Consider the following 14,791-nt stretch of genomic DNA (forward strand, 5'->3'; position numbering starts at 1 on the left):
GGATGAAGATCCGCAGCAAGCTCTACGGGTTGGTGGGTGGATCGCTTCTCGTACTCGTCCTCGCGGGAGGCGTCTACCTCGCCCTCCTCTCTCCCCAGGAGCGGATAGAGGAGGAGCGACGCACGCTCGATGAGCTCTCGACGGCGCTCCTCTCCCTCCAGGTGGAGGTGAACAGGCTCGATACTCTCCGGTTTTCGATGGGGCGTGAGCATCTCGCCTCCCGCCTCAAGGAGCTGGATGCCGCCTTTCAGGCCGTACGGGGATCACCTTCGTCCGGGAACAGAACGAAGCGGTGAGGGAATCGCTCGAGGCCATCGAGGCGCTTCAGGAGATCATCCTGGCAAATCTCGCCGAGGTGCAGGGGCTCTACGATGAGCTCTACCGGTGGGCCGGGCGTCTCTACGGGGTGGGTGACTCGGTGTATCCCAAACAGTTCTATGTGATACCACCGGTCACCGGCGGGGAGGAGGAAAGGGAGGAGGCCCTCGTCCAGCTCTCCTTCTTCGACAACGCCCTCACCGGATTGGATGGGAGCGTGGAGACCTCCCTCTCCGTGCTCGAGGAGCAGACCGATCTCATCGACGGCCAGATCAGGGCCCTGCGCCAGCAGGCGTTCTCGTCCTCCCTCGTGGTGGTGGGGATCATGGTGACGGCGATCCTCCTCGTCCTCGTCCTCACGGCCCGGGGTATGGCCCGGCGTATCTATGGGATGCTCAGAGGGATAGGGAGGCTCAAGGAGGGCCGCCTCTCGGTCGCCTTCGACACACGGGGGAACGACGAGCTCGCGTCGATCGGCCGCAGCATGGAGGAGTTCACCCGTGTGCTCCGCGCGGTGGTGGAGAGTATGAGCGATACCGTGTCCGCGAGCAGGGAGGTGAGGGAGTCCTTGAGCGGGGCCTCTGTGGAGACGAATGCTGCGCTCGAGAAGGTCTCCGCGGCGGTCAAAGGGGTGGAGGAGAAGATGGTGTATCTGGAGGAGACCGCCAGGGCCACCGCCGCTGCGGTGACCTCCATCGTGGAGGCCGTGGATCGGCTCAAGGAGCAGATACAGGTGCAGGCTTCCATGGTGGAACAATCCACTGCAGCCGTGACCGAGGTGATCACCACCATAGGGTCGATGGCCGCCATCGCCAGGGAACACACTTCGTTGGGAGAGGATCTGGTACGGATCTCGAAAGAGGGAAAGGATGTCTTCGAGTCCGGATTCAGGAAGATGGAGGCGGTGGTGGAGATGGCCGGAAGGATAGAGGAGATGAGCAGGATCATCGGGAACATCGCATCCCAGACCAACCTTCTGGCCATCAATGCCGCCATCGAGGCGGCCCATGCAGGAGACGCGGGGAAGGGGTTCGCGGTGGTGGCCGAGGAGGTGAGGAAACTGGCGGAGGCATCGAGCAAGAGCTCGAGGGAGATCGCGGATTCGATACGGGAGATCACCGGTGCCATCGAGGGTGCCCGTGCGGGTATCTCGGACACCCGTGAGAGTTTTTCCCTGCTCGGGGAGAAGATCGAGGAGGTGTCCGCTGCGATCGTGCAGATCGCGGGGAACCTCCAGGAGGCAGGAACCGGGAGCCAGCAGATTCTCTCCGCGGTGACGACATTGAGGGACACCAGCAATGAGATACATGAGGATTCCCTTCAGGTGGCCGAGGAGACACGGAGGATCTCCGCCTCGGTCTCTGCGCTCGAGGAGGTGGTCGAATACGTGACCTCCGCCATGGGGCGGGTGGAAGAGGATCTCCGGGAGGTCCTGGATGCTTCCCGCAAGGCCTCGGATCTCGTCGTGATCCTCTCCGAACGGGAGACCTCCCTGGAGGAGCGGTTGAGTTATTTCAAGACTGAGGAGTCATAACCGAGGATGTGTGGAGGGACATGAGGTTCCAGACCAGGCTCTTCATGGGGTACTCCCTGCTCATCGTGGTCCTCGTGGTGATCCTCACCGCGGGGTTCTACCTCTACGCCCGGGGGCTCTTCGAACGCAACGCGGTCGAAACGTCGAGGTTGCTCGTCTCCAAGGTAGGCTCCCAGCTCGACGCGATGTGGTATTGGATGGACTTCGTCCTTCTCACCCTTCTGTCGGATGCCTCTTTCAAATCCGCGGTCACCACGCTGCACACACTCCCCAGGGACGATCCTTCCAACAACCCCTTCCTCAACGATGCCATGTGGACCATCCGGCGGTTCTTGCTCTCGTACGTCTTTCACAAGGCCTTCCACGCCGTGATCTTCCTGAACGGTCAGGGTGATCTTTTCTCGAGCAATTTCATGGCACACTCAAGCGGGCTCAATAAGGGAGGGCTGCCGAATGAGATCGCCGCCCTCCTCCCCCATGAGCTTGGGGGCTCCCCTTTCTTCCTCCTCCCCCCTTTCCAAGATCCATGGACAGAGGATCATCTCGAGGTTTTCGGCATGGGCCGGACCATATGGGATACCGGAGGTGAGAAGGCTTGGCTCGTAGTCCTGAAACCGATAAGAGATCTGGAGCTCCTGATCCGTCCTTCGCTTTCTCCCTACACTTCGGTGATCATTGCGTGGCGGGGGATGCCGTTTTTCTCATCTCCCAGTCGTTCGCCGATTTCCTCCACTCTCCTCACCTTCTACAGTGGGATCGTAGAGGAGAAAAGGGAGGAGTTCGTCTCCAATCCCACTACAGGAAGGAGAGAGCTCGTACTCTCATATGAGTCACAGATCGCCGGCTTGAGGGTCTTCTGGATCCTCGAGAGGGATGCACTGCTCAGACCACTTCGCTTCACCTCCTTTATCGCTGCGATGATGGCCCTGAGCGTGGTCGCGATTTCCCTCCTATTCAATCTCCTCTTCACTCGTTCCCTCACACGGCCGCTCCGTATGCTTAGGGAATGGATGGAGGGCACCGAGGTGAAGACCCTCACGCCCCCCTCGATCCGACGCATCGAGACCTCTCACGACGAGGTGATGGAGCTGGTGGAGGCCTTCAGGGATCTCACCTATCGACTCGACGACTCCATACGGAGAGAACTCCAGCTTCGGACATCCTGGATGCAGACCAAACTCGATCTGGTGTACTCGCAGGTGAACCCTCACTTCCTCTATAATGTCCTCAACGTGATCTCCCAGAGGGCCTTCCAGGTGGGAGATGATATCATTCCCACGGTGTGTGACGGCATCGCCGCCATGCTTCGATACGCCTCGGCCCAGGATCACATGGTGCTCCTGAGGGAGGAGCTCGAGTACCTGCGCCACTACCTCTTCATAATGAAGCTGAGACTCGAGGATGCCTTCGAGTGGAGGGTCGAGGTGGAGGATGGGCTCCTCGGTGTACGGGTGCCGAGGATGATCCTTCAGCCGCTCGTCGAGAACGCCGTCAAGTACAGGAAGAGGAAGGAACGGCTCGTCGTCCGCGTGGAAGGAGTGAGGGGGCGAGGGGCCTCCTGGCTGGTGCGTGTCTCGGACAACGGTATGGGGATGACTCCCGAGAAGATGGAAGAGGTGCGGAGGGCTTTCGCCCTGGTGGCCCTGCACCTCGACAGGGGGGAAGAGCTTCCCTCGGTCTCGGCTCCAGGAGGGACGGGGCTCGTCAATCTCTACACCAGGCTCTATGTGGTCTTCCGGGACCGACTGGTATGGCGGATGGAGAGTAACGTACGTGAGGGTACCCTCGTGGAAATAGGAGTGAAGGAGGACGGCGGTGATCAGGGTGATGGTGATCGACGATGAGCCTCCGGCGAGGAGGTTCCTCAAGGGGCTCATCGAGGGGATGGAGGGGTTCGTCCTGGTGGGAGAAGCCGAGGACGGGGCGGAGGCCCTCTCCAGGATCAGGGTACTCGATCCCGATCTCGTCATCACCGATGTGAAGATGCCGGTGATGGATGGTATTGATCTGGCGCATACCCTCGTGAGGGAACATCCCCTCATCCCCTTACTCGTGGTCTCCGCCTATGACGACTTCGAGTATGTCGAGGAGCTCCTTCACACCGGGGTGGTCCACTACCTGCTCAAGCCGGTGAATCCCGAGCGCATGCGGAAGACGCTCGCCGAGATGATACCTTCTCTCCTCAATGCCCGACGTAGAAGGCAGGAGGATGCCCTCCTGGCCTCTCTAGTGGGAGAGAAGACGGAGATCGCCCCAGTGCGAGCTCGACATCTCTGGATGGCTCTTGCGAGACTGGGTTCTCCCCCTCTCAGGTATCGTCTTTCCACGCCTCGGACTATCCAGGACGTGGATCTCAGGGATCCCGAGACCGGCTCAGCGATCTTTGTCTTCCAGGGGCGTGATGTCGATGAGTACCTCTATCTCTCTCCGCCGGAGGTCTCTTTCGCGAGGTTCTCCCAGTTCGTGAGTAGTCATTTCGGTGGATGCAATCCTCATCGAAAAACCCGCACCCTCATCCTTCGCTCTTCACTCGTCACCCCTGAGGATCTTCCTCGTGCGGCCGTAGATCTCTACAAGGCTCTCGACGAACACGTGGTGCTCGGACGCTCCCGCTTCCTTCGGTACGAGGATCTCACTTCTGAGGATGCAGCTAATCCAACTCCTGTCCCGCCTGGAGAGGATATCGTCTTGTTCATGCAGACCGATCCCGGACGAGTTCCAGGATGGTTCGAGTCCGCCGGCAGAGCCTTCGAGGAGCACGAGGTCCCCTTCGGACGGGTGATCTCCTGGGTAAGGGGCCTCCTTGCCGAGCTGCCTTCTCTCCTTCCGGGTGAGCGGCCGGTCCCCACAGGCGAAGAGGTGCTCGATCTCGCATCGTCGTGCGATTCGTATCCCGAGTTGTGTAGGACGCTCGCTTCCCGCGTGGTTCCCGGGGATGTGAGGCTCGAAGATGTCGATCTGGCAGGGGCCCCTGCAGTGTTCGCGGAAGTCTGTGCATATCTTAGGAAACACTTCCGCGAACGACTCTCACCCGGAGAGGTGGCCCGAAAGTTCAGGATATCGGAATCGTACCTGAGGAAGCTCTTCCGCGAGTACAAGGGTGCGTCATTCAAGGACTACCTCACCTCGCTCAGGATAGAGGAGGCGAAGCGATTGCTCTCCCTCACACCCCCACTGCCCGTCAAGGCGGTGGCCTCCTCGGTGGGTTTCAAGGACGAGTTCTACTTCAGTCGGGTTTTCAGGGAACGCACAGGCATCTCTCCCACTGCATACCGCGGGATTGCCGGAAAGTCCATGTAGGTGTGTCGATTCGTCCATGGTCCTCTCTCGGAAGGGTGGTAGGATGAGTGTAACAAACCATTTCCAGGAGGACAATATGAGATGGAAGACGATGCTTCTGCTCGTCATCATGGGGATGACCCTCCTCCCGATCTTCGCCTCAGGAGAGGGCGAGGGTCCTGCCTCCACCTCTCCGGGAGGAGCCGAGCCGGTGGAGATCACCCTGCTCATCGACAACCAGAGCCCTCTCGATGGGCTCAAGGCCGTTGCTGCTGCAGCCGAGGAGAAGCTGGGCATAAAGGTCACCTTCGAGTTCAGACCGGGCGGACCGGAGGGAGAGAACTATCTCAAGACCCGGCTTGTCGCAGGGGATATGAGTGATCTTTCATACTTCAACTCCGGTTCCCTCTTTCTCGCCCTCAACCCTCCACAGTACTTCGTCGATCTCACCGATGAGGCCTTCATGGACCCGGTGATAGCTACCTTCAAGCAGGTCGTGAGTGTGAATGGGCGGGTCTACGCCGCTCCTGCGGGTGAGATAACGGCAGGGGGATGGTTCTACAACAAAAAGGTGTATGAACGTCTCGGACTCGAGGTGCCGCACACCTGGCATGAACTCATGGCGAACTGCGAGAAGATAAAGGCGGCCGGGATCCCGCCCATCGCGGCTTCCTACAAGGACTCCTGGACCAGCCAGCTCATCCTCCTTGCCGACTACTACAACGTTCAGCGGGCCTATCCTGACTTCCACGAGGACTATACCGCCCACCGTGCGGGTTTCGCCGACACCCCTGCTGCACGCAGAGGGTTCGAAAAGCTTCGGGAGGTCTACGAGAGAGGGTTCCTGAGTCCTCATCCCGCCTCCACCACGTATGAGAATGCCCTCCTCATGCTCGCGAACGGGGAGGCGGCCCACTACCCCATGGCCACCGTTGCGCTGGCCAACCTTCAGGCCGTGGCTCCGGACAAGGTGAGCGACATCGGATTCTTCGGACAGCCGGGAGATGATCCTTCCGATCACGGGGTCACTATCTGGCTCCCTGCAGGACTCTCCATCTGGAAGGGAAGCCATCACATCGATGAGGCGAAGCGGTTCCTGGCCTTCTTCCTCTCACAGGAAGGCCTCGATACCTATATGAGGGCGCAGAAGCCCTTTGGGCCCTTTCCCATTCAGGGGATTTCCCTCCCCGACGACATCTTTCCTGCGACGAGGGATCTCCTTTCCTACATAGATGCGGGAAAGACCGCTCCTGCACTCGAGTTCATATCTCCCATCAAGGGGCCGAACCTCCCTCAGATCTGCGTCGAGGTAGGGTTGGGACTCAAGAGCCCGGTCGATGGTGCCCGCGAGTACGATCGAGACGTGGAGAAGCAGGCGAAGCAGCTCGGTCTCCCCGGCTGGTGATGCCCTTGGTATCCGGGCCCTCTGCCACTGGCAGGGGGCCACTCCCTCCACTACGAGACGTTGTGTGACTCCAGCGACAAGGAGAATCGATGAGAACGAGAATCTACAGCTACTGGTTCATTCTCCCGGGGATGGTCATCTACGGGCTCTTCTTCCTCTTCCCTGTGCTCATTTCCTTTCCATTCAGCTTCACCCGGTGGACCCTTACCGACTGGTATTTCACCGGGCTGGACAATTTCAGGATGTTCTTCTCGGAGCCTTCTCTCAGGATAGGGTTCATCAACACTTTCATCTATGCCGTGCTCACGAGCGGTCTCAAGACCGTACTCGGGTTCATCTTCGCCGCCTATCTCGTGGCGAGACCCCTGGGTTCGGGTTTTCTCCAGTCGATCACCTTCTTTCCTTCCATCATAAGTACGGTGGCCGTGGGTGTGACATTCAGCGGCCTCATGCACCCCGCCTTTGGTCTCATAAACAAGGCCTTGGCGTTCATCGGTATCCCCGGTCCCGACTGGTTGGGGGATCCCCACCTCGCACTCCTCTCGGTGAGTCTGGTGGACGTGTGGCGAGGGGTAGGGATAGCCACCGTGATCTACATCGCCGGGATAAGGTCGATCCCTCGCAGTTACTATGAGGCGGCCATGATCGATGGAGCGACCTCAGGCCAGCGGCTTCTCTCCATCACCCTTCCCCTCTCGCGGCCTGCCATGAATACCGTGATCCTGCTCTCCTTCATAGGGGGCCTCAGGACCTTCGACCTGATCTGGGTCATGACGAGAGGAGGTCCGGGATTCTCCTCGGATCTCATCGCCTCCATTATCTACAAGCAGTACCAGTCGGGGTTCTACGGCCTGTCCACAGCGGGAAACGTGATACTCTTCATCTTTATCGCGCTCCTCGCAGTGCCGCTCAACAGAGTGCTCTCTAAGTCGGAGGTGAGTCTATGAGAAAGATACACAGGCGCATGCTCGAGTTCCTGGTGGTAGTAATCTTCACTGTGGCATTCGGGGTGCCGTTTCTCTTCGTGATTTTCAGTGCAGGCAAGAGTACGGCCGAGGCGGCGACCATGGCCTTTTCTCTCCCCTCGTCCCCACAGTATCTGGAGAACTTCAGGGAGGTCTTCAGGGCAGGGGGGGGGATGGTCCTGAGGGGATTCTACAACAGTGTACGACTCACGATCTTCACCATACTGGTACTCACGGTGGTGAGTGCCATGACCGGGTTCGTGTTGGAGCGAAGGCGGGAACGGGTAGGCTCTCTCATCCTGTTTCTCATCATGACGGGCCTCATGCTCCCTCCTGCGGTGGTGCCGACCATATGGATCCTCAAGGGATTGGGCCTCTACCCGACGCTCCTGAGCATGGTGATGATAGAGGTGGCCCTCGGGTTTCCCTTCGCCGTGCTCCTTTACAGGGCCTTCATGATCTCAATCCCCCGGGATCTCGACGAGGCCGCCCTCATCGACGGATGTGGTCCGCTTTATCTCTTCTTCCGTATCATCTTCCCGCTCCTCAAGCCGGTGAGTGTCACCATCATCATCCTCACGAGCATCAACGTCTACAACGACTTCGTGAATCCACTCTATTTCCTTCCAGGGGCGGAGAATGTCACGATCCAGCTGAGCCTCTACAATTTTCAGACTCAGTTCCACACCAGATGGAATCTGCTGTTCGCTGATGTCCTAGTCATCGCCGTCCCGCCGTTCCTTTTCTATCTCTTTTTCAGAAGACAGATAGTGGAAGGTATGGTGGCAGGGGCCATAAAAGCATGAAGGAGGAAGGTATGGTCCATGTCTACGATGTCATGTGTGAGGGACAGAGGTTCCCTCTGGGTCTGTCCACCGCCCGTCCCCGGTTCTCCTGGAGGATCGGTGCGGCCGAGGGGGTGGGAGATCTGTTCCAGGAGGCCTTCCAGATCCAGGTGGCGCTGGATGAAGGATTCACCTCCCCTGTGTGGGACAGCGGGATGGTACACGAGGGAAGATCGCAGTGGGTCGACTATGGGGGACCTGAGCTCTCCCCTTGCACTCGATATTATGTCCGGGTTCGGGTGAAGCCTATTGGAGGGGAGCTCTCCCCATGGAGCGATGCCACATGGTTCGAGACAGGTCTCCCCGAGTGGACGGCCCCGTTCGTGAGTCCCGAGCCTGTGGAGCGTGTGGGACGGTCTTCCAGGCCGCGGTACGTGCGCCGGGAGTTTTCGATCGACAGGTCCGTTGCTGGGGCCAGGCTCTACGCCACGGCCCTCGGACTGTACGAGCTCTCCATCAACGGCCGGAGAGTGGGGGACTCGTTCTTCACTCCGGGGTGGACCTCCTACCGACGCAGGCTCCTCTACCAGACTTACGACGTGACGGACTACCTCAGGCCTGGAAGGAACGTGGTGGCGGGGATAGTGGCGAACGGCTGGTACAGAGGAGAGCTCACCTGGTTCCTCGAGAGGAACCTGTACGGCCGGGAGATCGCCCTCTCCGTGGACCTCAGGTGGAAGGAGGAGGGCGGTGAGGGGCGGCTCGTGACCGACTCCACGTGGAGGTCCTCAGACGGTCCGCTCGTGTATGCGGAACTCTATCATGGTGAGGTCTACGACTCCCGTCTCGAGGTACCGGGGTGGGACCTGCCGGGATTCGACGACGGGGAGTGGGAGGAGTGCCGGGTTCTCGAGATCTCGGGGCGTGCAGTCGAGGCGCAGGAGGCCCCTCCCGTTCGTATCCATGAGCGACTGGCCCCTGTCCGCATCATCACCACGCCCCGTGGTGAGAAGGTGCTCGATTTCGGGCAGAACCTCACCGGATGGGTCCGGTTCAGGGTGAGGGGGAGGAGCGGTGATCGTGTGAGGCTCCGTCACGCCGAGATTCTCGACAAGGAGGGCAATTTCTACACCGACAACCTGAGGAAGGCGCGGAACATCGTAGAGTACGTCCTGAAAGGTGAGGGGGAGGAAGAGTTCTCTCCGAGGTTCTCCTTTCAGGGGTTTCGTTATGTGTGCGTGGACGAGTGGCCGGGTGAGATCAATCCTTCCGATTTCACGGCCGAGGTGCTCCACTCGGACATGGAGCCCCTCCTCGAGTTCAGGTGTTCGCACGAGCCCCTGAACCGGCTCCACCACAACATACAGTGGAGCTGGAAGGGGAACAGCCTTGCGATTCCCACGGACTGCCCCCAGAGGGATGAGCGGCTGGGATGGACCGGTGATGCGGCCATGTTCGTGGGGACGGCTACCTACCTCTCCGATGCGCGATCGTTCCTTCTCCAATGGCTCGTGGACATGACACTCGATCAACGGCGCGATGGTGCGGTTCCGTTTGTGGTGCCTGACGTGCTCTCCCTTCTCGAGCAGCAGGATCCCAACTTCCGGGAGCCGCCTTTCGGCTCTGCCGGATGGGGGGATGCGATCACCATCTGCCCCTGGACCCTCTACCGGCGATACGGTGACAGGCGGATACTCGAACGCCTGTACCCTGCGATGCAACGCTGGGTGGAGTACATGAGGGCACAGGCGAGGGAGGGACTCGTCTGGGAGCGCGGCTTCCACTTCGGGGACTGGGTCGCCCTCGATGCCGAGGAGGGGAGTTACGTAGGGCTCACCCCCCTCCCGCTCATCGCCACGGCCTTCTATGCCCTCTCCACGGAGATCCTCGCCCGTACCGCAGGTGTGCTCGGTCTGGAAGAAGACGAGCGCCGGTACAAGGACCTCCACAAGCGGATCGCGGCGGCCTGGTGCCGTGAGTTCTTCACCGGGGAGGGAAGACTCCGGGTGGAGACGCAGACAGGCTACACCCTCGGCCTGGCCTTCGGCCTCGTCCCGGAATCGGCCCGGGAGGAGGCAGCGGCGCGTCTCGCGGACCTCGTGCGGGAGAAGGGGCACCTCACGACGGGGTTTCTCGGGACCCCGTTCCTCCTCCGCGTACTCTCCGATCACGGCTATACGGACCTCGCCTATACCCTCCTCCTCAGGGACGAGTATCCGTCCTGGCTCTACGAGGTGAAGGCGGGCGCCACCACCATATGGGAGCACTGGGACGGGATCAAGCCCGACGGCACCATGTGGAGCCCGCAGATGAATTCCTTCAACCACTACGCCTACGGCGCGGTGGGAGAGTGGATGTACGCGGTGATGGGGGGTATCCGGGCCGAGGATGGAGGGCCGGGGTTCTCCTCGTTCTCGCTCGAACCGCTTCCCGGTGGAGACGTGAGGGAGTGTTCTGTCCACTACAGGAGTCCCTACGGTTTGATCGCTTCATCGTGGACCATCGAGGACGGCCGGATGCACTGGGTATTCGAGGTGCCCCCCAATACGAAGGCCACGGTGAGGCTCTGGGGGGTGGAAAGCCGTTCGGTCGAGGGGGCAGCGAAGCTCGGATTGCAGGATCGTATCGAAGATGGTGGCCCCTGTGCCGCGGCACAGGTCGGCTCCGGCAGGTACGAACTCATCTGCCCTGTCCCGGTGAGGCGGTTCCGGAGTATGACCTGATCCCGCCGAGGAAGCACCCCTCACGCCACCTGAGAGGGGCCTGTTCCTCTTTCAAGCGACGGGGAGAGGGGAGACCTTCTCCCCTCTTCATGTTTATGAAAAAAAGCACGCTTTTCCAAAGAAATGTATCCTTGACGGGAGCCGTATCTATGATATCCAAGAGGTATGCATGTACGCAACACGAGACGAGAGACATCATTCGGGACCCTCCTGAGGCGTATCGCAGGATCGTGGCAGCTGTATGTCCTTATCTTGCCCGCCTTCCTGTACATCCTGATCTTCAGGTACGGGCCCATGTACGGCTTGCAGCTCGCCTTCAAGTCGTACAACGTGCGGCTCGGCATCACGGGAAGCCCCTTCGTGGGGCTGGAACACTTCCGCAGGTTCCTCTCGTACTACCGCTTCGGTGAGATCTTCTCCAACACGATCATCCTGGGACTCTACAAGCTTGCGGTGGGCTTCCCCATCCCCATCCTCCTGGCCCTCTCGATCAACGAAGTCCGTTCCCCCGGGATAAAACGTTTCCTCCAGACCGTGACCTATGCCCCTTATTTCCTCTCGGTGGTGGTGGTGGTGGGGATCGTGTATCAGCTCTTCTCGCCCCACTATGGGATCCTTACGGGCCTCATACGGAGTCTCACCGGTAAGACCATCAACATCATGGGCACCCCGGAAGCCTTTCGTCATGTCTTCGTCTGGACCGATGTGTGGCAGCTCATGGGCTATCAGGCCATCCTCTATCTCGCGGCCCTCTCGGCGGTGCCCCCTGAACTCTACGAGGCGGCCGCCATCGACGGGGCTTCGAAGTTCCAGCGCCTCCTCCACATCGACATCCCCTCGCTCCTTCCCACCGCCACGGTGCTCTTCATACTGGAGGTGAGCCGTATCATGGACATATCGTTCGAGAAGGTGATCCTTCTCCAGACTCCGCTCAACCTCCGTGTCTCCGAGGTGCTCACCACCTATGTCTACAAGGTGGGAATTCTCGAAGGCTATTTCGACTTTGCGACGGCCATCGGCCTCTTCAACTCGATCATCAATCTGGTCCTCGTGGTGACCATGAATACCATAGCCCGAAAGTGGGGGGAATCCAGCCTATGGTGAAGCACACATCTCATCCTTCGCTCCGGTCCACCGGGGCGGACAAGGTCTTCGACGTGGTGAACGGTCTCTTTCTCACGGTGATCGCCGTGGTGGTGATCTATCCTCTGGTGTACGTGGTGAGCGCGTCTTTCAGTTCTCCGGGCGCGGTCTCGAGGGGAGCGGTGATCCTCTGGCCCGTAGAACCCTCTCTGGAAGGATACAAGGCCGTCTTCAAGTACGACACCGTGATCACGGGATACCTCAATTCCCTCTTCTACATGGGGGTGGGCACCTTCATCAACCTCGTGGTCACCATGACCGCAGCCTATGCTCTCGCCCAGAGGGAGCTCCTCGGGAGGACCGCCATCATGGTGTTGTTCACCTTCACGCTCCTGTTCTCCGGTGGGATCATTCCCTTCTACCTTGTGGTGAAGAACACCATAGGCCTGAACAACAGGCTCGACATGGTGATCCCCAACGCCATGTCGGTGGCCAATCTCATCATCGCCCGTACCTTCATCCAGCAGAATCTCCCTTCGGACCTCAGGGAGGCGGCCCGTATCGATGGGAGCGACGATTTCTATTTCTTCTTTAAAATTGCTCTTCCCCTTTCCGCCCCGATCATCGGCGTACTCACCGTGCTCTATGCGGTGGGACACTGGAACTCGTTCTTCTATCCGTTCATCTTCCTCTCTTCGAAGGAATTGTTTCCGCTTCAGATCGTGCTGCGCAACATCGTGCTCATGAACGAGATGGGGGTGGACTCGTACCAGAACGTGGAGTACGCGGCGCGGGTGGCGGGCCTGAACGACCTGCTCAAGTTCTCGCTCATCGTGGTGGCGAGCCTGCCGGTGCTGGTCATCTATCCCTTTGTTCAACGCTACTTCGTGAAGGGGATCATGATCGGCTCGATAAAGGGCTAGACCCATGTCGTCGACATGGAAGCGAACATTCAAGATGCAGGAGGTCTATCATGCGGCATCGAATCGTGAGTATCGCTCTCCTGTTGCTCCTGGCGGTGGCGGTGCTTCCCGCTGCAGGACAGGGGGAGCGACAGGCCGCCCAGAAGGTGAAGATCACCCCTCCGGGTGAGCTTCCCATCGTGGAGGAACCCGTGACGCTCAGCGTCTTCATCCCGAGCGTGGGATTCATTCAGGACATGAAGACGAATCCGATGGCCCAGTGGGTGGAGCAGGAGACCAACGTCAAGATCGAGTGGATCGAGACGAGCAAGGTGGATGCGCGCACCAAGCTCTCGGTGATCCTCGCTTCGGGTGACTATCCGGATATCATATTCGGATGTACCGATTCGGCCCTCAGCAAGCAGGATGTCTATCGGTACGCGAGGCAGGGGCTCTTCCTCCCCCTCACCGATCTCATCGAGAGCCAGGGGTACTTCATCAAGGAACTCTTCGAGGCCGAGCCGTGGGTGAAGGACGCCATCACCTATCCCGACGGCGAGATCTACAGCCTCCCGGCCGTGTTCACGGACGACTACCACATGACCATGCGCCAGAAGTTCTGGATCAACAAGGCCTGGCTCGACAGGCTCGGGCTCAAGATGCCCACCACGATCGATGAGTTCTACGCGGTCATGAAGGCCTTCAAGGAAAAGGATGCGAACGGGAACGGCGATCCCAACGACGAGATCCCGATGACCGGGGCCAAGCGCCACTTGGAGGACCTCGCCATGTGGATCATGAACGCCTTCATCCCGGCGGGTGGTCAAGATGATTCAGGTGATGCGCTCCTGAACTGTTACGAATTCATTATCGACGGAAAGGTGGTCTTCACCGCGAACAAGCCCGAGTTCAGGGAAGGACTCCGCTTCCTCAGGAAGCTCTACCAGGAGGGTCTGTTCGACGTGGCTGCGCTCACTCAGGACCGCTCACAGGTGAAACCTCTGATCGAAGGGAAGGTGAACAGGATCGGAGGATATGCCTCCCACCATCCGGCCAACATGTGCAGCCTCTCCGGGGATCCTGCGGCGCCCATGCACCAGTTCACCGCACTCCCGCCCATCAAGGGACCGCAGGGCAAGGCCCACACACCCTGGTTCATCGATGCGGTGATCCGTCCCGTGGAGTTCGTGATGACCAACAACTGCGAGTATCCGGAGGTCGCCTTCAGGTGGGCCGACCACTTCTACCGCCTCGAGACCGCCCTCCACGACAAGGGGGTCGAGGGAGTCCACTGGGCCAAGGTCGATCCCTCGGAGAATCTCGTGGCGATCAACGGTGAGCCCGCGAAGTACAAGTACCTCAAGCCACTCACCCCGGACGACAACGCCCAGATCAACATGGGGCCGGGATGGACGCGGAATCTGAAGAACGAGTTCGCGAAGTCCGAGGGCTTCTCCTACGAGGAACTCCTCTACAACGCCACCCTGCTCTACGAACCCTACAAGGTGAGGCGGTATCCCTATGCCACCGCTTCGATCGCTGAGGAGAACCTCACCGAGTTCATCGACCTGAGGAGAACCATCCATACCTATGTGGGTGAGGCCATCGACAGATTCATCGTGGGTGATCTCGACGTGGAGAAGGACTGGGACGCCTATCTCAAGGAGCTCGAGAGCCTGGGTCTCCCGCGGTTCATGGAAATCCTTGAAGAAGGATATTACACTTCGAAATGAACCATGCGTCCTGGGCAAGGGGACTCGTGTTCCCCTTGCCCACTATCTTTTGAATCCTCACAAG

General features: G+C 59.6%; 11 protein-coding genes. All 11 read left to right on the forward strand.

Translation table 11 applies throughout. The features are described from left to right. Nucleotides 1-2: 2 nt before the first annotated feature. The 11 genes from STHERM_RS04125 (at nucleotide 3) to STHERM_RS04175 (ending at nucleotide 14,727) form a co-directional block, all read left to right on the forward strand. Entirely contained in the window at nucleotides 3-296 is a 294-nt protein-coding gene (locus tag STHERM_RS04125) for a hypothetical protein (RefSeq protein WP_041623236.1), read from the forward strand. Further along, the gene (locus STHERM_RS04130) at nucleotides 293-1,852 is read left to right on the forward strand and encodes a methyl-accepting chemotaxis protein (protein WP_013313630.1); all 1,560 of its coding nucleotides are present in this window, start codon (nucleotides 293-295) and stop codon (nucleotides 1,850-1,852) included. The genes STHERM_RS04125 and STHERM_RS04130 overlap by 4 nt, the downstream gene beginning before the upstream one ends. A gap of 20 nt (nucleotides 1,853-1,872) precedes the next feature. Further along, nucleotides 1,873-3,696 (forward strand): sensor histidine kinase, encoded by a 1,824-nt coding sequence (locus tag STHERM_RS04135; protein WP_013313631.1) that lies wholly within the window; start codon nucleotides 1,873-1,875, stop codon nucleotides 3,694-3,696. Next, entirely contained in the window at nucleotides 3,668-5,152 is a 1,485-nt protein-coding gene (locus STHERM_RS04140; RefSeq protein ID WP_013313632.1) for a response regulator transcription factor, read from the forward strand. Before STHERM_RS04135 ends, STHERM_RS04140 begins: the two co-directional genes overlap by 29 nt. 76 nt (nucleotides 5,153-5,228) lie before the next feature. Then, on the forward strand, nucleotides 5,229-6,536 hold the full coding sequence (locus tag STHERM_RS04145) for an ABC transporter substrate-binding protein (RefSeq protein ID WP_041623238.1): 1,308 nt from the start codon (nucleotides 5,229-5,231) through the stop codon (nucleotides 6,534-6,536). 89 nt (nucleotides 6,537-6,625) lie between these two features. After that, a complete protein-coding gene (locus tag STHERM_RS04150; RefSeq protein WP_013313634.1) occupies nucleotides 6,626-7,483 on the forward strand; it encodes a carbohydrate ABC transporter permease in 858 nt (285 codons plus the stop codon). After that, nucleotides 7,480-8,307: a carbohydrate ABC transporter permease gene (locus STHERM_RS04155; protein ID WP_013313635.1), complete on the forward strand. Its 828-nt coding sequence runs from the start codon at nucleotides 7,480-7,482 to the stop codon at nucleotides 8,305-8,307. Before STHERM_RS04150 ends, STHERM_RS04155 begins: the two co-directional genes overlap by 4 nt. Before the next feature lie 11 nt (nucleotides 8,308-8,318). Next, nucleotides 8,319-11,009, forward strand: coding sequence for an alpha-L-rhamnosidase (locus tag STHERM_RS04160; protein ID WP_013313636.1), 2,691 nt, complete (start codon nucleotides 8,319-8,321; stop codon nucleotides 11,007-11,009). A 165-nt stretch (nucleotides 11,010-11,174) separates the two neighbouring features. Beyond that, nucleotides 11,175-12,113, forward strand: a complete 939-nt coding sequence (locus tag STHERM_RS04165) for an ABC transporter permease (protein ID WP_013313637.1) — start codon at nucleotides 11,175-11,177, stop codon at nucleotides 12,111-12,113. Next, nucleotides 12,107-13,015, forward strand: coding sequence for a carbohydrate ABC transporter permease (locus STHERM_RS04170; RefSeq protein WP_013313638.1), 909 nt, complete (start codon nucleotides 12,107-12,109; stop codon nucleotides 13,013-13,015). The genes STHERM_RS04165 and STHERM_RS04170 overlap by 7 nt, the downstream gene beginning before the upstream one ends. 50 nt (nucleotides 13,016-13,065) lie before the next feature. Then, complete coding sequence (locus tag STHERM_RS04175; RefSeq protein ID WP_013313639.1) at nucleotides 13,066-14,727, forward strand: extracellular solute-binding protein; 1,662 nt, start codon at nucleotides 13,066-13,068, stop codon at nucleotides 14,725-14,727. Nucleotides 14,728-14,791 lie beyond the last annotated feature (64 nt).

It is taken from the genome of Spirochaeta thermophila DSM 6192, from assembly GCF_000147075.1.
In the GTDB taxonomy this organism is placed as follows: domain Bacteria; phylum Spirochaetota; class Spirochaetia; order Winmispirales; family Winmispiraceae; genus Winmispira; species Winmispira thermophila_A.